This window comes from Chitinophaga sp. CCNWYY40 (assembly GCF_037483205.1).
Classification (GTDB): domain Bacteria; phylum Bacteroidota; class Bacteroidia; order Chitinophagales; family Chitinophagaceae; genus Chitinophaga; species Chitinophaga ginsengisegetis.
Genome location: NZ_JBBHLF010000002.1, coordinates 350,019 through 368,348, shown reverse-complemented (window position 1 = coordinate 368,348; position 18,330 = coordinate 350,019). Strand labels below are relative to the sequence as shown.

Sequence of the window (18,330 nt, the reverse complement as noted above, 5' to 3'; positions counted from 1 at the left end):
AAACAAAAATTATTCAAGGGGTAATGTTATCAATACTGCGGTACCGCCGGCGGTAGTCACCTCCCAGCGGATATCGCCTCCAAGTAAAGTGGTGCGGTGCTGCATATTCCGGATGCCCATACCAATAGCCGACATTCCTGCTTTATCAAATCCGGAGCCATCATCTGCGATAATGAGGATCAACTGTTGGTTTGCCGTTCTGATACTGATGTCAATTACCTGCGGACGGGCATGTTTTATACAGTTCTGCATGGCTTCCTGGATAATCCGGAACAGGATGATCTGAGGCTCTGCCTGTAACGGCAGCACCGTTAGTTCATGGGTAAACTTTACGCTGATGGCCCTGCTGGAATTAATCCTGTCTACCTCCGCCTTCAGGTTTTCTATCAGGCTGAACTGGTCCAGCCACTGGCGGCTGAACGACTTGGAAAGCGCCCGCAGATGCTGAATAGCGGTACTCAGGGTATCTTCTGCAATTTGCAGGGTATCGGGGATTTCCTTCATGCTCCTTTGGGTAACATTGATCAGGAGCTTGGTACTGCTTAGCAATTGGCCGATATCGTCATGCAGCTCCTGTCCGAGGTGGGCAAAGGCTTCTTCCTGCATTTCAATCTGGGACCACATTAGTTGTTTGTCGTAATCTTCTTTCATTAACTTAAGCTGATGTAAGTATGCATCCTGCTTCTTCTTATAACTTATTACCGCTGCCACTACCACCAGTCCCATGATGGTAACCAGCAACGAAATAAAAATCACAGCTACAAAGAGATCCTGTTTGACCGGAAGCATACGACGCCTTTTATCAGCATAATATACAACAGGTAATTGGATAATGAGTTCAACACCGCGAAAAAATGCCTGGCCCTGGTGGTATCGTTTTCCAGTAACAGGTTATAAAAGGCATTTACACTCACCGAAGCCGCGAAATAAATAAAGAAGGCAAGGGTTAACCAAAAAACAGGGTGCCGGAATATAGACGCTTCACTATCCGGGGTTATTGAAAAAAAGGATAAAAGGCACCAGCAAATAACCAGGAAGCTCTCTATCGTGATGTTGATACCCGGAAAGGCACGCCACCCGCCCAATACAAAGCTGTAGAAAAGAGACACCATGCAAAACACAAAAATGGAAATACCCATCAGTAAGCGCCAGCGGTAATCCCTGATCCCCGATCGGAGAATAATTGTAATCAGACTATATTCCAGCACCACAAAAAAATGATACACTATAAAAAAACCTAAACCTTCTGTGCCGATCAATTCTACTATCACTTCGGTAATAATAGATACGCCGAGCAATACGCACAGCAACTTTACTTCCCTGTGCTCCAGGTGAAATAAGCTAATAATAAAACAGGCTATCAATAAAGCATAATATGCGTACACCCAACCGTTCATCGGCGCAAAAAATTTTGATTCGGGTTAACTAAATATCAGATCCAGATCTACCGTAGCTAACGGTGATCCATGACCTTTCAGCAATTCAAATAATTCTCTTAACGGAGGATCCGGAACCGGCGTTCCATTACCTCTCTCCTCTATTTTCGGATCGCCGCCGGCATGCACCATATCGTTGGCAGTGGCTTTCTGCAGCAACTGCGCATACCCGACCTGGCTCCTGTCGAAAGTTAATCCCTCAGCTACCAGGCTGAGCTTTTCGTTGGGCTCCGGAATCGCAAAATGAAAACGTACGTATTCGCAACCTTCCTGGCTGAGAATACGTAAAAGAGAAGCTTTACTGAAATCCACGGAGTATGAACCCTGAAATAAAGGAATCAGTCCCGGATTAGCAATTAAAAATTTGTAGAAGTTATTCAGCATACCAAAATATGCCGCAACAGTAATAGGCATTCCATAGGTCACGGCCTGGTCCTCGGTAAAGGGCATGCGGTAATCCAGCTGTTCAGTTATAGGATTCAGGTAGCCCTGGTCGTTACAACCATAGCCTGCAAGGGACATTTGATCACTCATGTTAGGTCAGTTTAGTGGAAACAAATATTTGACTTTTTGTTCATGACTGATACCGGGAAAATCCCCGGTAATGTATTTTACTGCTTTCCACCTGCAGCCGTCCTCTTTTTTACAACTTGAGCAAACCCAGCTTGTGAAGGGTGTTTACCGGTTTGTTGTCCCAAAACAATTCAAAATCATCCAGCCCTGCCGCCTCATAGCTGTCTTTCACTTCCTGCAGCGTATATGTTTTAGCGTTAGCCACGGCCAGCTGTTGCAGCATCTGCGTAAGCCATGCTCCCTGGGGAGGTTGCACGCTGATATTTACTTTCTCTTTTTTGCCCTGGAAAGTTAAGGAAGACATTTCCCAGGTACTCCCCTTCTTTGACTTGGTAATAATTTCCATCGCCGGCTGTTTGCCCAGGTACACTACTTTCGACGTGGGCTTCACCGTGCCCGCTTCTTCCTCCATCAGCGCGGTAGTGATGAAATCGGGATGCACCGTGGTTTTCGGCACTTTGAAGTCGAACCATTTAGACAACGGGTAATCCAGGCAGGCGCCATGCATAAAGTTCAGCAGCGACTTCTTCAAGCCATAGCTGAAAGTTTCATGGTCCGCACCTGTAGGATCGATATGCATAATATCATTATTGGCAAAGGCGCCGATTTCGTCTGTTTCTTTTTGTACGCTGAATTTCGCGGGCTCCAGCCCTACCGGGCTGTGGGCCGTCATGGTAAACTGGTGCCAGAAAGCCGACTGCAGTATCCCCGCCTGGAACATCTGCCGCACCATTTCCAGCGCATCAATGGTTTCCTGCGCTGTTTGCGTAGGGAATCCGTACATCAGGTAGGCATGCACCATAATACCCGCTTCTGTGAAATGACGGTTTACACGCGCCACCTGGGCCACAGTAATACCTTTCTGGATCAGCCCCAGCAAACGGTCGGAAGCTACCTCCAGGCCGCCGGAAACAGCAATACAACCCGATGCTTTCAGCAACAGGCAAAGGTCACGGGTAAAGCTCTTTTCAAAACGGATGTTCGTCCACCAGCTAACAGTGAGCTTACGGCGGATGATTTCCAGCGCCAGCGCCCGCATCAGCGCAGGTGGCGCGGCTTCATCTACAAAGTGGAAACCGTTTTGCCCGGTTTGCGCAATGATGGTTTCCATCCGGTCGCATAGCAGCGAGGCCGTAATGGGTTCATATATCTTTATATAATCAAGAGAAATATCACAGAAGGTACATTTACCCCAATAGCAGCCATGCGCCATGGTGAGCTTATTCCAGCGCCCATCGCTCCAGAGGCTGTGCATCGGATTTACCACTTCAATAGCGGAAATGTATTTGTCCAGCAGGAGGTTGCTGTAGTCCGGCGTACCCAGCTGGGCCTGTTTATAATCGTGCGTGGCTTTGCTGTTCACATAGGTCACTTTGTCTTCTGTGAGCAGGAAAGTACGCTTCAGCTCTTCCGCTGTTTTCTTGCCTTCGAGAAACAACAGCAAGTTTTCCAGGGGCGCTTCTCCGTCGTCGAGCGTGATAAAGTCCACGAATTCAAATACGCGCGCATCCGCCAGCGAGCGCAGCTCGGTATTAGGGAACCCGCCGCCCATCGCTACTTTTACAGCCGGATAATGTTGTTTGATCCATTGTCCGCAGCGCAATGCGGCATACAGGTTACCGGGAAAAGGCACAGAAATCGCTACCATAGCTGGTTGTACCTGTTGCATATGCAGCGCCAGGAGATCGGTCAGGATGGTATCTATATAAGTATATTCCGCCTGTAATGCGGCGTATAGTTCATCAAAGCTGTTGGCGGAGCGGCTCAGGCGTTCTGCATAGCGGCTGAAACCAAAATGCGGGTCCACACATTCCATGATCAGATCCGACAGATCTTCCAGGTACATGGTGGCCAGGTGTTTCGCTTTATCCTGCGTGCCCATGGAGCCAAAGGCCCAGTTCAGGTCGTCCAGCTGCGCAAATCTCGAAGCTTCCGGCAGGTAATCCCGCTTACAGATGAGATGTGCCAGCGTGGGATTCTTTCCCTGTAAAAATAAAATAACCGCGTCGATGGTTTGTATGTAATCCTCCTGCAACACCAGCATCCGTGCAATATTCTCCGAAGCCGCCACCGGCGGGGCCACAGCAATATGTGCAAACAACCGCTCCAGGCCCTGTTTTGAAAACAAACGGAGCGTTACCTCAATACCCAGGTCCGACTGGAAGGAAGTAATATGCTTTGTATTCAGAAATCCTTTCAGATAAGCAGTGGCCGGGTACGGCGTGTTCAGCTGGGTAAATGGTGGCGTTATTAAAAAAACGGAATTACTCAAGTCAGGTTATTTAAAACGCAAATTTAGTTCTTTTTTAAGGAGAAACGATACGGATGCCTTAAGAGTAGGATGCAGCGGGCCTTTCCTATTAGTCTACAAAATTTATAGACTTTTATTTGGAAATAATAAAAGACCCCTTTATCTTTGTTTCACCACCAGTTTTATTTCGTAGCATACCTCGTCGCCCCACCAGGACCGGCAACGTCTTGCATTGTTCAACCAATAATATACAAACATGAAAACGCATAAGCACCTATTTCTAACCGGCCTGATGGTGGCAGGATTATTTGGCAACAGTACCTTTGCCGCCCCTAAAAAACCATTCGTAAAACAAGGCATCTGGAGAGGCGTGTTTACCCTCAGCGAATCGCAGGTCCCTTTTAACTTTGAGCTGAAAGGAAAAGACCCCGAACACGCAGTGTTTACGCTGATCAACGGTTCCCGCCGCGACGACTTCCACGTGCAGCGCATTGGCAACGACTCTTTATTTATAAAGATGAATACCTATGATGCCGCACTCGTCGCCAAAATTGAATCAGACGGTAAGATCACCGGCGAATACCGCAGCCTGGTACCCAACTTCCGCGGTAATGCCCTGCCCTTTACAGCGGAACACGGACAAACCTACCGTTTCGCGGAACCTGGTACAGAAACCGCTCCCACCTACGATATCAGTGGTAAATGGGACCTGAAAATTTATAGTAAGGAACCTACTCCCAACCGGATCGGGTTACTGAAACAAAACGGTAATAAACTCACCGGTGTAGTAATGTCGGTAGTGGGCGACAGCCGCGAGCTGGAAGGCACTGTTCACGGCGATGAATTTGAATTATCCGGCTTCACCGGCCCCAGTCCCATCTACATCAAAGGAAAAGTAAATGATGATAAATCCCTCACCGGGGAAATCAGCCTGGGCATCTACAATAACATCAAATTTGACGGAGAAAAAAATGCTGCCGCCGAATTACCGGATCCCTACAAACTTACTTTCCTGAAAGAAGGGTATAAAAAACTGGACTTCACCCTGCCGGACCTCAATGGTAACAACGTTTCCCTGAGCGACGACAAATACAAAGGCAAAGTAGTGATCGTGGAAATCATCGGTACCTGGTGCCCTAACTGCACGGATCAGACTTCCTTCCTCTCACCGTGGTACAATAAAAACAAAGACCGCGGCGTAGAAGCAATCGCCATCGGCTTTGAACAGAAAGATGACCTGGAATATGCAAAATATACCCTGGGTAAACTGAAAGAAAAATACAACATACAATATGATATTCTTTTTGGTGGCATTGCTGATAAGAAAGTGGCATCAGAGAAGCTGCCAGCGCTCAACCGCATGATGGCCTTCCCTACCACTATTATAATAGACCGTAAAGGCGAAGTAAGACAAATACATACCGGCTATACCGGAGAGGTTACAGGCCAGTATTACAAGGATTATGTGGCCAAATGGAACCAGGACCTGGATGCTTTAATCGCTGAAAAGTAATTTTAACATTTAATTTCCGGATCCCGTAAACGCTAATCCGCCCGTCACCCTTAAATTGCACCAAATTTAAACACACAACATATATGCAACGATTAGCATCATTATTCTTTATTGGAGGATCTATCTTCCTGATGTCTTTCACCACACCTGCTACTGTCAACAAAGGAGAAAAACCAACCAAAGCTGCTTCCGCCAGGAAAGCAACTGTTTTCCAGGTAGACATTAAAGAAAGCAAGTTAAACTGGACAGGTAAAAAAGTAACCGGACAACACGAGGGTACTATCAATATTGCCGACGGCAAACTGGAAGTAGAAAGCAACGTACTGAAAGGTGGCAGCTTTTCACTGGATACCCGCAGCATCGCAGTAACCGATATCAAAGATGCCGGTGGCAATGCTAAATTACTGGGCCACCTGAAAAGCGAAGACTTCTTCGCCGTGGAAAAATTCCCGGCAGCCACTTTTGTAACTACCAGCGTCACTTCCAAAGGCGGCGGTAACTACGAAGTAACCGGTAACTTAACCATCAAAGGCATCACCAACCCGGTAACCTTCCCCGCAACTGTAACGGTTGCAGGCAGCAAACTCACAGCCAAAGCAGCTATTAAAGTGGATCGTACCAAATACAATATTAAATACGGTTCCAAAAGCTTCTTTGAAGGCATCGGCGATAAAGCCATCTATGATGACTTTGACCTGGATGTAACACTGGTAGCCGCTGCCAAATAATTCGTTCTTGTTTTTACTACCCCATTATATAATTCCTGGGGAGCACGGGCACTCCCGCCCATGCTCCCGGGAATGCCAATAACCATTTCTTTTTACAGCCTCCTTACAGCAACACCTTTTTTTATTCATCAACCAATTACTTTTTTGGCAACCCGCATGTTGCTGCCGGGCATTTCATGCCATCTATAACTTTTACCACCATGAAGCTGAGAAAAATGATATTCATTTTACTGGGTATGCTATGTGCCGTTACTATCGTAGCCGGGTTTAATATCACAGATCCGCCTACCAAAGCCCAACTTGGAGAAAAACTATTCTTTGATCCGTTGCTGTCGAAAGACCGCAGCATCAGCTGTGCTTCCTGCCATATCCCTCAATTTGGATTTGCAGATACCCTCGCCTTCAGCAACGGTATTCATCATACACCTACCAAAAGAAACACACCCGGCATCACCAATCTCTCCGGCCGCCCCAACTTCTTCTGGGACGGGCGCGCCGCTTCCCTGGAAGACCAGGCGCTGCAACCTATCATCAACCCGGATGAAATGGGACTGCCCATTGAAGAAGCCGTACAACGCCTGAACAACGATGAAAGCTACCGGCGCTACTTCCAGCAACTGTTTAACAGTCCACCTACCAGCAAAAACCTGCTGCAGGCCATCGCCGCTTTTGAACGCACGCTGGAAACCGCCAACAGTCCGTACGACCGGTACATCGCCGGTGACGATAACGCACTAACGCCTTCGGCTATACGCGGTCGCCTGCTTTTTATCGGTAAAGCCAATTGCAATAATTGTCATTCGGGAGAAGATTTTACGGCAGACCGCTTTAAAAATATCGGTCTTTATAACGGAACTACCCTTACAGATGCCGGCCGCTTTGAAGCAACGAAAGACAGCTCCCACCGCGGCTTCTTCAAAGTACCAGGACTACGCAATGTAGCCGTTACCGCTCCGTATATGCATAACGGTATGTTCAAAACACTGAAAGAAGTAATTGCCTATTACAATGAACCCAACAACATTGTACATGATGGCATCAACCGGGATTTGTCGCTCAGCAAACCACTGAACCTTAGCAAAGAAGAGATGGAAGACCTCGAAGCCTTCCTGGTAGCGCTTACAGACGACCGATTCAAATTATCACATCATTAACCATAAAAATCAACCAGGGCATGAAAAAAATTATACTGCCGGTCATCTCCCCCCTGCTGCTGTTCTCAGCAACACTTACAGCACAGGATAAACATCTCACCGATACCACCAGCCAGCTGGGCGAAGTACAAATTGTAGGCAGCCGCAGCGCCAACCGTACCAAGTTGAATTCGCCGGTACCGGTAGATATCATCGATATTAAATCACTCCAGGAGGCAGCGCCACAAACCAGCATCACACAGTTGCTGCAATATGTGTCGCCCTCCTTTCACTCCGTAAACGGCTCCAATGCCGGCGATGCCGGATCGGCCCTCAGCCTTGCACAATTAAAGGGCCTGGGCGTGGATCAGCTGCTGGTACTGGTAAATGGTAAACGACGTCATAAAAGCTCCAATGTTAACTGGGGCGGCCTCGGCAACGGCGCCACCGGATACGACCTTAACTCCATCCCAGCCGGCGCTATTGAGCGCATTGAAATACTACGCGACGGCGCCGCCGCACAATACGGCTCCGATGCCATCGCCGGCGTTATCAATATCGTACTGAAAAAACAAACCAACGATGTGATCGTGAGTACCACCGGCAGCATCCGCCGCCGCGGTGATGGCGCCAGTACCCGCACCAATATCAACTACGGCCTCAAAATAGGCGACCGTGGCGGCTACCTCAACGCCACCGCCGAATTCGCCACACAAGCCGTTTCCCTCCAACCCGGCCGCGATGATGCCGGACTATACAACGGTCCCATTTACGGCGGCGGCGCCAATACCCGCGGGTATGATAACATCTACACCAAAGAAATAGACGATGCCATCCTCGCCAGCCGTGGCATCGACCGCCACTTCTTCGATCAGCGCGGCGGAGGTTCCAACAAAGCTAAAGACGCACTCCTGTTTTTTAATACAGCCATTCCCGTTAGTGACCATGCGGAAGTGTACGCATTTGGGGGGATCAGTCACCGCAACTCCCAATTCACGGCGGTATACCGTCTCCCCGGCTGGACGGAACGCAACAACACCAGCCTTTACCCGGATGGTTTCCTCCCTGCCATGGATAACAGCATCACCGATAAATCCATTGCCATCGGCCTGAAAGCCAAAGCAGGCGAATGGAACCTCGATATCTCAAATGTATTTGGCAAAAATGATTTCGGCAATGTGATCAGCAATTCACTCAACGCCAGCCTGGGACTGAAAAGCCCCACCACCTTCGACGCAGGTAAATACAACGCCTCGCAGAACACCGCCAGCCTGGATATCAGCCGGTACTTCACCTCCGTATTGCATGGCCTCAATGTGGCATTCGGCGCACAATACCGTACCGAAACCTACCAGATCATCGCCGGCGAAGAAGCCTCCTACAGCAAAGCAGACCTGCGCCCCATCTACTCGGTAGATACTTCCGTGAATGGGGTTCCTTACCTCGCCGACGGCGGCCTTCTAGCACTCAATGGCCTCTCGCCCGGGTCACAGATCCATGCAGGGTTCCGGCCTTCCAATGAAGTGAATGTCAGTCGCGCTATCGTGGCCGGCTATGCCGATGTGGAACTCAATGTCACCGAAAAATGGCTGGTGTCTGCCGCGGTACGTGCGGAAAACTTCTCCGACTTTGGCAATGTTACCACCGGCAAAATAGCCACCCGGTATAGCTTTGCACCCTGGCTTGGCATCCGCGGTTCTGCCAATACCGGCTTCCGCGCACCCGATCTCGCGCAGTTCTATTATACCGAAACCTCCACCAGTTTCCAGCAGGGCCGCGCCATCGACCAGGTAACTGCCTCCAATAAAAATGCAGCTACCAGGGCGCTGGGCATCCCTTCCCTTACACCGGAAAAAAGTACAGGGTACACCGCGGGTATCACCTCGCAACCCGCCCGGAATGTAGAACTAAGTGTAGATGCCTATCTTGTGGATATAAAAAACCGGGTAGGCAACACCGGTAACTTCTCCGCTACCGATCCCAATCTCCCCGCAGATGTAAGAGCATTGCTCCTGCAAACAGGTACCACACAGGCGAAGTTTTTCTACAACGCTTTCAGTACCCGCACAAAAGGAATTGAATTCACGGGCAGTTACAAAATACCGTTACACCGGAATAGCCTGCAACTGCTGGCTGGCGGCAACTTTGTAAAAAATGAAGTAACGTCTGTAAATACGCCTAAAGGACTGGTACAATATAAATATGTCATCTTCAGTGAATCAGAAAAAGCGAGGGTAACTACCAATATCCCGCAACAGAAAATAACGTTACAGGCTATACTGAATACACCCCGCTTTACATTCCTCGCGCGCACCATTTATTTTGGATCCGTTACCACCGCCTCTGCCCTCAATGCTAATTTCCCGCGGCCCGACTACTACTTCCAGGAGCTGAAACCCATCTGGGTAACCGACTTCTCCGTAGGATACCGTATCAGCAAAGCCATACAGGTAACTGCCGGCGTAAACAATGCCTTCAATGTATTGGGCGATTACTCCGATAAAGCAATAGCTGGATTGCGCAATCCATCAGTAGTAGGTATTCAGAACGGCAGCGCAGGCATCCAACCGTTTGTGAGACTATACGCCCGTTTCTAATCCTTAAAAAATGTAATCATGAAAAATAATACCCTCTTCCTTCTGAGCAGCTTTACCCTGGTGGCTTTCAGCGCCTGCAATAAAACGGATTACCTTGATGTAAACGCCGGCGAGCGGCCTCCTCTTTCAGCTAATATCCGTTTTGTAAACGCCCGCATCCCCGCTACCGGCATCCAATTCTGGACGTTTACACAAAAAGTAACAACAGATGCGGTGCTTCCCGGCGCAGCATCCCCTTATGTATCTACTACTTTCGGAAATGTACAGATCAATTTCACCGAAGGCAGCGGCACGGCCTATAAAGCCTCCCGGCAGTTTGGCAACAGCGCCACGTATTCTGCCACCGGCGGTCCTAACGGTCCTATTGCCGGATACTACCATACTGTATTTGCTGCATCCACTAAGTACAATGCGGGAAAAGATACCCTGCTCCTTTTCTACGACGATCTCTCTGCTCCGGCTGCAGGCAAGGCAAAGCTCCGCTTTGTTCACCTCGCGCAGGGCATTGCCGGCGTAAGCGTACGGTTAAAACAAAATGATACGGAAACGCCGCTCTTTACCGCTATCCCTTATGGAAGTGCCGGCGGTAGCAATCTCCAGGGCGCTGCATACGACAGCGCGCCATTCACTAACGTAAACGCAGGTACGATTTCATTGATCGTCAGCGCCGGCGAAAATGCGGCGCCTGTTGCTATTGATCAGCAGGCACTCTCCAATATCACGCTGGAAGCAGGAAAAATTTACACCGTGTTCATCCGGGCCGACAGTAAAGGCATAGTGAGTGCAGGCATACTCTCCACTACAAGTTTGTAACCTGCAATAAAAAAGCTGCCTCAAAATTCCTTTTGAGACAGCTTTTTTGTTATTGAAACATACTCTTTTAGTTCCTGGAAAAAAAAGTTTTTTGCAGATAACTTTCCAATGAAGCCGGTTTCCTGCCCAATAACTTTTCCAATTCGCTGCCTGGCAGATTAAACTCATTCTTCTTAATCGCCTCTGCAAAGCCAGACATAACACCAATATACTCCTGTGGCACACCTGCTTTCGTTAAGGTGTCTGTATACGCATCTTTCGGAGCGTCAATATAAGCTACCTGCTTATCAGCCAGTTTAGATAATAATTGCGCAATATCAGCAAACGAATAAGTAATATCGGACGCAATGGTATATTCTTTATTATCGTGTCCTGTTCCGGTAAGCACATTAGCCGCAGCTTCTGCCATGTCTAACCTGGAGGCATAGGGTACCCTGCCCTCTCCACCCGGAATGAAAACACCGGTTTCCACTACCTTTTCTCCAAGAAACATAGGCAATACATCTGCGTACAGATTGTTGTTTAGAAGAGTATATGTTAATCCGGATGTTTTAAGGTAATTGGCGGTAGCGATGTGTGAATCTACTATCAGGGGAATAACGCTGGTGGTGGCGGCATTGGTAGCAACGCTGGTATAAATAATATGTTTCACACCTGCTTCCTTAGCGGCATTGATCACATTGATCTGCTGACCGGCACGATCACTGTGATCACTGGAAGATACCAGTAACACCTTATCAACGCCCTTAAAAGCCGGTACTAAAGACGGATAATCGTGATAGTTGCCCACTCTGATGCTAATGCCTTTTTCTTTTAATCCACTGGCTTTTGCTTCGTCTCTTACTAATGCCGCAACCTGGTTAGCGGGAACTTTCTGCAGCAGAAAATCGATAACTGCTCCTCCGAAATGGCCTGTGGCTCCTGTTACAAGAATCATAATGATAAGTTATTTAATTTTAAATAATACCCCTGTATAACTATCTTTACGTACTAATCGTACGTTAGTTACCTTTGGTAAGTCAAAAGTATTAAACAATTGATTATCAAACAATAAGGTACTCACAGGTGTGCCAATTACCTCCGGGTAAGTAATATTAAAAATCAATCTGTTGACATGATAGAAGATTATAAAAAATTTGATAAATCCATCCCTTGTCCTGTCAGAACATTGATGGATCGCATTGGTGACAAATGGGTGGTACTCGTAATCAGTACCCTTGGAGAGAAAGGAACCATGCGTTTTAACCAATTGCATGAAATGATTGGAGACATCTCACAAAAGATGTTGACCGTAACGCTTAAAAAGCTGCAGGAAGATGGATTGGTATCCCGTAAAATGTACCAGGAAATCCCTCCCAGGGTTGAATACACATTAACGGCTATGGGCGAAAGCCTTTTACCACATATTACAGGCCTTGAACAATGGGCTGTCGCTAATATGAGTGGTATTCAACAATGCAGGCAAGAGTATTTGTCCGCTAAATAATAATATCAGAAGCTCACCTTGCCACCTACCGTTATCCAGCGACCGGGCATAGGCACTGCGCCGGCTTCCACATACGTTACGTCCAGCAGGTTATTGGCATCTGCATAGATCTGGTAACGGGGTTGCCTATACGCAATACGCGCATCCACCAGGGTATAGTCTTTATAATTTACCCGCATGCAGTAACGCGCGGCAGCGGAAACGCTGAAGTGACGCGCAATATCCGTACGTACATTGGCGGTAAACTGGTGCCGCAGGCTTTCAATTACATACCGCGAAATCTTTGTCGTGATGGCATCCCCCTTGAAGGATGGGGAAAGATAGTTGTAACCGGCATTTACGCCAAAGCTGTTAAACAGCGAACCACCGGCGAAAATAGTGTTGTAGCCACTGTTAAGCGAAAAGCCTGTCATATCTGCCCGCTGGAAATTCTGCGGTTGCCAGGGAACCTTTGCCGGGTCGGCGCCACCGGCCGTATCCTTTACAAAGTCAATAAAATTGCTGACCTGCCTGTAAAACACGGATCCCGAAAAAGAGAACTTACCACTGAACTTCCGTATACCCGCTTCTGCAAAAGCTGCTTTCTCCGGTCCCAGCTTTTCATTCCCGATAATGCCGCCGCCTTTGTAATAAAGATCGGTATAAGTGGGCAGTCGTTGGGCCGTGCCTGCATTGGCAAACAGTTTTATGTCGGGTGTAATATTAAAGCCTACATCTGCTCCGGGGAAAAACTGCCAGCCATAAACCGTGTTATAATTGAGATAACCGCCTACGGTAAAACTAAAGCGGCGGTCGGCCACCGACTTGTACTCGCCGAACAGACCCAGGTTGGTTCTGTCGTGGTTACCAAGATTAGAGCTTTTAATATGCTCATAACGCCCTTCCACACCGGCGCCAAAGGTACCGATAGCGGTGCGGAACATATTATTCAGCTCTGCATCAAATACGTGGGTATTATGAAGATTACGGTATTTATCAGGTTTTATGTAGATGTAATCATCTTTGGTGTACCGGTAGCTCACCCTGGGCGTCATTACCCAGTTGGGATTGATCCGGGAAGTATTGCTTACGGCGGCAAAGAGGGTTTTCACCGTTTCTTCTGAATTCAGATCGCCGGGTGACGCATAAAAGCCATTAGCGCCGTAGCCATTATTTACAAAACCAGCCATTACGTTGTACTGGTGCAGGGTATCACGGTTAAAGGCCGCCTGGTAAAATGCGCGGTAGTTGTCGTACGCCGTATTATAGCGGTATCCATTGCCCTGGTTGCGGCTGGCGGAGAGCGACTGGCTCACGCCGTTCTTTACCAGTGCGCCGGTAGCTCCAACGCTGTAAGCGCCGTAAGGGTTGTTGTTTTCGTTCTTTTTAAAGCTGCTGCCTACGCTGCCGCTAACGGTAGCGCCGCTTTGGGTGGCTTTGCGGGTAACGATATTGATAGCGCCGTTCAGTGCGTTGATCCCGTAAATACGGGCAGCAGCGCCCCTCAGCACCTCTATATGGTCCACATCTGCCAGGGATACCGGCAGGTTCATGATGTTATGCCCCGTTTGCGGGTCGGTTATTTTTACGCCGTTCAGCAATACCAGGGTCTGATCAAAAGTACCGCCGTCGATCCCGATATCCGCCTGGATGCCGCCCGGGCCGCGTTGCCGCACATCCAGTCCCGGTACATAAGCCAACACCTCTGTAATGGACGACACCGGCATGGCTTCTATCTGCCGGCGGGTGATGATGGTAATGTTACGGTTCACCGCCTTTACAGGCGCTGCCAGCCTGTTTTCCTGTACAATCACTTCATCGAGGTGATGAGTGGTAAGGGCGGAGTCTGCCCGCTGCTGCGCCGTGGCGCTGCCACAGAGGCCCAGGAACAGGGATATCAGTAATTTGTTATTCGGCACTGCTACACGCATCTTTTAAAAATCGTTGCTAAAAGAGCGCAAAAGTACGTATTAAATCATTTATCCAATCATGAAACGGCTTTCCGGGAGCTCAGCCAGGTGTCGCGGTCCATCTCAAACCTCACCTCACCGTTTTTCATCAGCCCTGCATTTTTCCAGCCGCTGCGGGTGTAAAACCGTTCAGCCCTTGTACCAGGCGCCGTTCCCAGCCACAACGAAGTTTGATATACCGCAAAGTACCAGTCGAGCATCAGCCGCTGCAACTCCCGGCCAATCCCCGCCGCTTCCGTTTGCGGGTCCACAAACAACGCCCAGATGTTATGCCGGTGCGTATCCACAATGGCAAAGCCCACAATAACCCCGGCGGATTCACATAGCCATCCCCTGCCATCGGTGGTGAGATATTGTATGTAATCTGCGGTAGTAACCAGGTCCGGATTATTGAGCACATTTTCTTTTACGGCGGCACGTACCCGCTGCAAACCGGGAATATCTGCAATAGTTGCTTCTCTGAAAATCATATACAGGGATTAAGGGATTACGCTGACGCATACACGTAATTGTCAGCCAAAAATAATTTCATCACGTGAAATATATTAACCCCGGTAAGATACATTTATCTACACAAAAAATCTTTAATTTTGTAGTGCTATGTTACCAGATAATAACAGGAAAGCAAAGATCATCAAATGGATCAAAAAGCTCGGCTTCTGGGGCTTTCTTTTCTTTCTTATAAAAGGATTATTATGGCTGGCCCTGGGCTACTGGGGCGCTTCTTTGTTCCGTTAAAAACGGAACACCCCCTCTATCACTGTTACCGCCTCTCCCTTCAGCAATACCCGGTTACCCTGCAGTATTACTTTCAGTTCGCCGCCCCGCTGTGATGCCTGGTAAGCGAAGAATTCACTTTTATGCAAACGCGGTGCCCAATACGACGCTAAGCTGCAATGTGCTGAACCCGTTACCGGATCTTCATCAATGCCCACCGGCGTGGCAAAATAACGGGAAATAAAATCGTAAGGCGATCCTTCTCCGCCCCTTCCGGTAACTACCAGGCGGTAAGGCGCCAGCAGGTTCCTGTCGGGCACAAAATCAGCTACCGCGGCTCCCGATTTCAACTCCACGATGTAACGGTCCACACTAAATTCCACATTGGCCACTTCCCCTTTAAACAACGGACGCAGTTCTTCCGGCAGCGTGGCGGGCTCACAAGCCCTCGCCGGGAAGTCGAGCGTTATCCATCCGTTTTGCCGGCTGGCGGTGAGCAAACCGCTCAGCGTAGTAAAAGAAATGGTTTCATCCGGGGCCACCAGCCCGGTTTCCCATAATACATGCGCACTGGCCAGCGTGGCATGCCCGCAAAGCACCATTTCCACCAGCGGCGTAAACCACCGCAGGCGGTAACCATTGTCCACCGGCAATAAAAAGGCCGTTTCCGCGAGGTTGTTTTCCGCGGCAATGGCCTTCAGTACTTCATCGTCCGGCATTTGCCCCAGGAGGCATACGCCTGCCTGATTTCCTTTAAAAGGCTGCCTGGTAAAGGCATCTACCTGAAAAAATCTTACTTCCATACGTTACTGCAATTTGTAACACAAAAATGCAGCGATTTATTTTCCGAAAACAGATGCAATTCTGCTCATTTCGACCATATCAGATGTAAAAAGGCTCCGTGCAACACCTGCACGGAGCCTTTAATACTACATTATCTTGATGACCTTACTTTTTAGGAGGAAGGGCAAAAGCCACGGCTTCATGCTCAAAATGACCTTTGTGAGAGCCATCACAAAATGGCTTATTGGCAGAAAGTCCGCAACGGCAGATGCTTACCGCTTCCCGGCCGCCCAGGTCGTAATTGTTGCCGTTTTTATCCACGATCTCAAATTCACCTTCTATTTTCAGTGAACCATTGTTGTTAACAGTAATCTTAGTAGCCATAAATGTTCCTTATTTAAGCGGCAAAAGTAGGAAAAACAAATGGCTATTACATTAACACCCTGTTACGCCTGCTCCATCACCGAAAGAATATTTCCGGCAGGATCCGTAAACCAGGCAATCACAGGGCCACCTCCACGGAATATTCCTTTCTTGTCGGTTTTAAGTTCCCCTTCATATTGCTGGAACTTTATGCCCTTTGCCGTCAGCTGGTCTACAGCTTCTTCCACATTACTTACCGGGAAGTTAAGCACCGTAAACGTTGCCGGCATATGATTGGGTTTTTCATAAATTAAAACCGATGGCATACCCGCAATTTTAAGTGTGATCACCGGCTCTTTTTCGCCCGACTCCACTTCTATTCCCAGTGTTTGCTGATAAAAATTCTTTGCCTGTTGCAGGTCATTGACTGAAAAACTGCTGAATGCTTTTGTTTTCCCAAACATAATAACTGATTTTTCAGGTGAAGAATAATTCCAATAAAACCTTGCACAACGGCCTGCTCCATTGAAATATGCTGATATAAATATACTATCAGCCTATCACAGTTATGGGGGGTAAACAGGGCAAATAACGGGTGTATTACGACATAAATTCTTTCACTGCTTCCCCAAGATCATATACCGGTGTTTGCGCCTTTAATACGCCTGCCACAATGCTGCTACCTGCGGCACTTCTGTAGCCACCGGCACAATGCACTACCACCGGCTTATCTGCCGGGATTTCGGATATCCGTTCCCGTAGCTGATCCAGTGGAATGGCTATCGCATTTTCAAAAACCGGTTCGTCTTTTACTTCAGATTCCATCCGTATATCTACAATCGTATAATGCTCCGGATGCTCCCTGAAATCCGCCAATGGCAAGGGCGCCATCGTTTCGGCTCCTTTTGTGTAAACAGCCGCTGCTTTGATATGCTGCTCGTACCCAATTTTGGCGGTCTTCCGTATCAACTCCTCCAGCTCTGTTCTGTTCTCTGCCAGCAGGTAATAAGGCTCTCCCGGCGCAACGATACTTCCCAGCCATGTCTCAAATTTCCCGCCATTCTGCAGGTTGATGGCATTGGGTAAATGCCCGTGCTTAAAACCGGACTGTGGCCGGCTGTCTATGATAATTATATTTTCTTCAAACACCGGTTCTCCTTTTACTATCTCCACCTTATCCAGTGAAGCCTGCAAATCCGGCGCTCCCTGGCGGTTTATACCTACATCATATGGAAAGTATTTGGGAATAAACGGTTGCTGCGACAGCAACGCCACCACAAACTCGTCTTCTGTAACCGGCTGCAGGCTCCAGTTGCTCACTTTCTCTGCCGCAATGGTGGTGCTGTCGGCATCACCGAGCGACTTACCGCATAACGTACCTGCCCCATGCCCCGGATACACCAGCACATCATCTTCCAGCACCATGAGCTTTTCATGAAGGGAATGATACATCTGCTTTGCCAGCGCCATACGGCCGGCAGTAACATTACCGGTATTCTCCCGGAGATCCGGACGGCCGCAATCGCCAACAAATAAAGTATCTCCTGTAAATACCGCCCTGGGCTCGCCTCCATGCAGCAGCACCACGCTGATGCTGTCCGGCGAATGCCCCGGCGTATTCAACGCTTTGAGAACAATATCTCCCAACATCATCCGCATCCCCTCGTCAAAGGTTACATGCGGATAAGTTGCGCCCGTATACTTTGAACAATAAATTGTAGCGCCCGTAACCCGGTGCAGCTCCAGGTGACCACTCACAAAATCAGCGTGCGGATGGGTTTCAATAACGCCGGTGATCTTTGCATTCAAAGCCTTTGCATACGCGATGTAAGGTGTAATGTCTCTCGCCGGGTCTATCACGATCACTTCATGCGATTTTTCGCTGTAGATAGCATAAGAATACTGCGCCAATCCCTTGTCTTCAAACTGTTGGATATCCATTACTGTTTATTTTTAATGAGATAATTTCCATACGTCCGGAATGAAAC

The 18,330-nt window shown here is 48.5% G+C and carries 18 protein-coding genes; 7 read left to right on the top strand and 11 right to left on the bottom strand.

Translation table 11 applies throughout. The annotated features are described in order from the left end of the window. Nucleotides 1–9: 9 nt before the first annotated feature. The 4 genes from V7S65_RS07135 to V7S65_RS07120 form a co-directional block, all read right to left on the bottom strand. Nucleotides 10–789, bottom strand: a complete 780-nt coding sequence (locus V7S65_RS07135) for a sensor histidine kinase (RefSeq protein WP_336388712.1) — start codon at nt 787–789, stop codon at nt 10–12. Beyond that, entirely contained in the window at nt 759–1,397 is a 639-nt protein-coding gene (locus tag V7S65_RS07130; protein WP_111580394.1) for a hypothetical protein, read from the bottom strand. Before V7S65_RS07130 ends, V7S65_RS07135 begins: the two co-directional genes overlap by 31 nt. 24 nt (nt 1,398–1,421) lie before the next feature. Beyond that, a complete protein-coding gene (locus V7S65_RS07125) occupies nt 1,422–1,970 on the bottom strand; it encodes a hypothetical protein (protein ID WP_111580395.1) in 549 nt (182 codons plus the stop codon). Nucleotides 1,971–2,079: 109 nt separating this feature from the next. Beyond that, nucleotides 2,080–4,281 (bottom strand): B12-binding domain-containing radical SAM protein, encoded by a 2,202-nt coding sequence (locus V7S65_RS07120; RefSeq protein ID WP_336388713.1) that lies wholly within the window; start codon nt 4,279–4,281, stop codon nt 2,080–2,082. A gap of 235 nt (nt 4,282–4,516) precedes the next feature. Here V7S65_RS07120 and V7S65_RS07115 point away from each other — a divergent pair, with 235 nt between their 5' ends. From V7S65_RS07115 to V7S65_RS07095, 5 genes are all read left to right on the top strand, one after another. Beyond that, nucleotides 4,517–5,773, top strand: coding sequence for a peroxiredoxin family protein (locus V7S65_RS07115; RefSeq protein WP_336388714.1), 1,257 nt, complete (start codon nt 4,517–4,519; stop codon nt 5,771–5,773). Between the two features lie 83 nt (nt 5,774–5,856). Next, nucleotides 5,857–6,501 (top strand): YceI family protein, encoded by a 645-nt coding sequence (locus V7S65_RS07110; protein WP_079467530.1) that lies wholly within the window; start codon nt 5,857–5,859, stop codon nt 6,499–6,501. A 200-nt stretch (nt 6,502–6,701) separates the two neighbouring features. Beyond that, nucleotides 6,702–7,655, top strand: a complete 954-nt coding sequence (locus tag V7S65_RS07105; RefSeq protein WP_336388715.1) for a cytochrome-c peroxidase — start codon at nt 6,702–6,704, stop codon at nt 7,653–7,655. A 20-nt stretch (nt 7,656–7,675) separates the two neighbouring features. Further along, nucleotides 7,676–10,231: a TonB-dependent receptor plug domain-containing protein gene (locus V7S65_RS07100; protein ID WP_336388716.1), complete on the top strand. Its 2,556-nt coding sequence runs from the start codon at nt 7,676–7,678 to the stop codon at nt 10,229–10,231. Nucleotides 10,232–10,249: 18 nt separating this feature from the next. Next, the gene (locus V7S65_RS07095; protein ID WP_336388717.1) at nt 10,250–11,044 is read left to right on the top strand and encodes a DUF4397 domain-containing protein; all 795 of its coding nucleotides are present in this window, start codon (nt 10,250–10,252) and stop codon (nt 11,042–11,044) included. Nucleotides 11,045–11,111: 67 nt separating this feature from the next. On the opposite strand, the gene V7S65_RS07090 is transcribed toward V7S65_RS07095, so the two are convergent. Further along, on the bottom strand, nt 11,112–11,981 hold the full coding sequence (locus V7S65_RS07090; RefSeq protein ID WP_079467533.1) for an SDR family oxidoreductase: 870 nt from the start codon (nt 11,979–11,981) through the stop codon (nt 11,112–11,114). A 177-nt stretch (nt 11,982–12,158) separates the two neighbouring features. Here V7S65_RS07090 and V7S65_RS07085 point away from each other — a divergent pair, with 177 nt between their 5' ends. Next, on the top strand, nt 12,159–12,530 hold the full coding sequence (locus V7S65_RS07085; protein ID WP_336388718.1) for a winged helix-turn-helix transcriptional regulator: 372 nt from the start codon (nt 12,159–12,161) through the stop codon (nt 12,528–12,530). Between the two features lie 5 nt (nt 12,531–12,535). Here V7S65_RS07085 and V7S65_RS07080 read toward each other — a convergent pair whose 3' ends face one another. Together V7S65_RS07080 and V7S65_RS07075 are read right to left on the bottom strand one after the other, a co-directional pair. Beyond that, the gene (locus tag V7S65_RS07080; RefSeq protein ID WP_336388719.1) at nt 12,536–14,440 is read right to left on the bottom strand and encodes a TonB-dependent receptor plug domain-containing protein; all 1,905 of its coding nucleotides are present in this window, start codon (nt 14,438–14,440) and stop codon (nt 12,536–12,538) included. Between the two features lie 56 nt (nt 14,441–14,496). After that, complete coding sequence (locus V7S65_RS07075; RefSeq protein WP_079467536.1) at nt 14,497–14,949, bottom strand: GNAT family N-acetyltransferase; 453 nt, start codon at nt 14,947–14,949, stop codon at nt 14,497–14,499. Nucleotides 14,950–15,079: 130 nt separating this feature from the next. Here V7S65_RS07075 and V7S65_RS07070 point away from each other — a divergent pair, with 130 nt between their 5' ends. After that, nucleotides 15,080–15,217, top strand: coding sequence for an alanyl-tRNA synthetase (locus tag V7S65_RS07070; RefSeq protein WP_079467537.1), 138 nt, complete (start codon nt 15,080–15,082; stop codon nt 15,215–15,217). Here V7S65_RS07070 and V7S65_RS07065 read toward each other — a convergent pair. The 4 genes from V7S65_RS07065 to V7S65_RS07050 all read right to left on the bottom strand — a co-directional run bounded on the left by V7S65_RS07065 (nt 15,214) and on the right by V7S65_RS07050 (nt 18,283). Beyond that, the gene (locus tag V7S65_RS07065; RefSeq protein ID WP_336388720.1) at nt 15,214–15,999 is read right to left on the bottom strand and encodes a PhzF family phenazine biosynthesis protein; all 786 of its coding nucleotides are present in this window, start codon (nt 15,997–15,999) and stop codon (nt 15,214–15,216) included. The two genes, V7S65_RS07070 and V7S65_RS07065, sit on opposite strands and share 4 nt — an antisense overlap. Before the next feature lie 145 nt (nt 16,000–16,144). Next, the gene (locus tag V7S65_RS07060) at nt 16,145–16,363 is read right to left on the bottom strand and encodes a CDGSH iron-sulfur domain-containing protein (protein WP_079467539.1); all 219 of its coding nucleotides are present in this window, start codon (nt 16,361–16,363) and stop codon (nt 16,145–16,147) included. A gap of 62 nt (nt 16,364–16,425) precedes the next feature. After that, nucleotides 16,426–16,806 carry a VOC family protein gene (locus tag V7S65_RS07055; RefSeq protein WP_336388721.1) on the bottom strand — a complete coding sequence of 127 codons (381 nt, stop codon included), beginning with the start codon at nt 16,804–16,806 and terminating at the stop codon, nt 16,426–16,428. Nucleotides 16,807–16,942: 136 nt separating this feature from the next. Further along, a complete protein-coding gene (locus V7S65_RS07050) occupies nt 16,943–18,283 on the bottom strand; it encodes an MBL fold metallo-hydrolase (protein WP_336388722.1) in 1,341 nt (446 codons plus the stop codon). Between the last annotated feature and the right edge of the window lie 47 nt (nt 18,284–18,330).

Bases quoted from the DNA above. Each gene is read 5' to 3' on its own strand.
- V7S65_RS07135 (WP_336388712.1), bottom strand. From the start codon at position 789: ATGCTTCCGGTCAAACAGGATCTCTTTGTAGCTGTGATTTTTATTTCG.
- V7S65_RS07130 (WP_111580394.1), bottom strand. From the start codon at position 1,397: ATGAACGGTTGGGTGTACGCATATTATGCTTTATTGATAGCCTGTTTT.
- V7S65_RS07125 (WP_111580395.1), bottom strand. From the start codon at position 1,970: ATGAGTGATCAAATGTCCCTTGCAGGCTATGGTTGTAACGACCAGGGC.
- V7S65_RS07115 (WP_336388714.1), top strand. From the start codon at position 4,517: ATGAAAACGCATAAGCACCTATTTCTAACCGGCCTGATGGTGGCAGGA.
- V7S65_RS07110 (WP_079467530.1), top strand. From the start codon at position 5,857: ATGCAACGATTAGCATCATTATTCTTTATTGGAGGATCTATCTTCCTG.
- V7S65_RS07105 (WP_336388715.1), top strand. From the start codon at position 6,702: ATGAAGCTGAGAAAAATGATATTCATTTTACTGGGTATGCTATGTGCC.
- V7S65_RS07100 (WP_336388716.1), top strand. From the start codon at position 7,676: ATGAAAAAAATTATACTGCCGGTCATCTCCCCCCTGCTGCTGTTCTCA.
- V7S65_RS07095 (WP_336388717.1), top strand. From the start codon at position 10,250: ATGAAAAATAATACCCTCTTCCTTCTGAGCAGCTTTACCCTGGTGGCT.
- V7S65_RS07090 (WP_079467533.1), bottom strand. From the start codon at position 11,981: ATGATTCTTGTAACAGGAGCCACAGGCCATTTCGGAGGAGCAGTTATC.
- V7S65_RS07085 (WP_336388718.1), top strand. From the start codon at position 12,159: ATGATAGAAGATTATAAAAAATTTGATAAATCCATCCCTTGTCCTGTC.
- V7S65_RS07080 (WP_336388719.1), bottom strand. From the start codon at position 14,440: ATGCGTGTAGCAGTGCCGAATAACAAATTACTGATATCCCTGTTCCTG.
- V7S65_RS07075 (WP_079467536.1), bottom strand. From the start codon at position 14,949: ATGATTTTCAGAGAAGCAACTATTGCAGATATTCCCGGTTTGCAGCGG.
- V7S65_RS07070 (WP_079467537.1), top strand. From the start codon at position 15,080: ATGTTACCAGATAATAACAGGAAAGCAAAGATCATCAAATGGATCAAA.
- V7S65_RS07065 (WP_336388720.1), bottom strand. From the start codon at position 15,999: ATGGAAGTAAGATTTTTTCAGGTAGATGCCTTTACCAGGCAGCCTTTT.
- V7S65_RS07060 (WP_079467539.1), bottom strand. From the start codon at position 16,363: ATGGCTACTAAGATTACTGTTAACAACAATGGTTCACTGAAAATAGAA.
- V7S65_RS07055 (WP_336388721.1), bottom strand. From the start codon at position 16,806: ATGTTTGGGAAAACAAAAGCATTCAGCAGTTTTTCAGTCAATGACCTG.
- V7S65_RS07050 (WP_336388722.1), bottom strand. From the start codon at position 18,283: ATGGATATCCAACAGTTTGAAGACAAGGGATTGGCGCAGTATTCTTAT.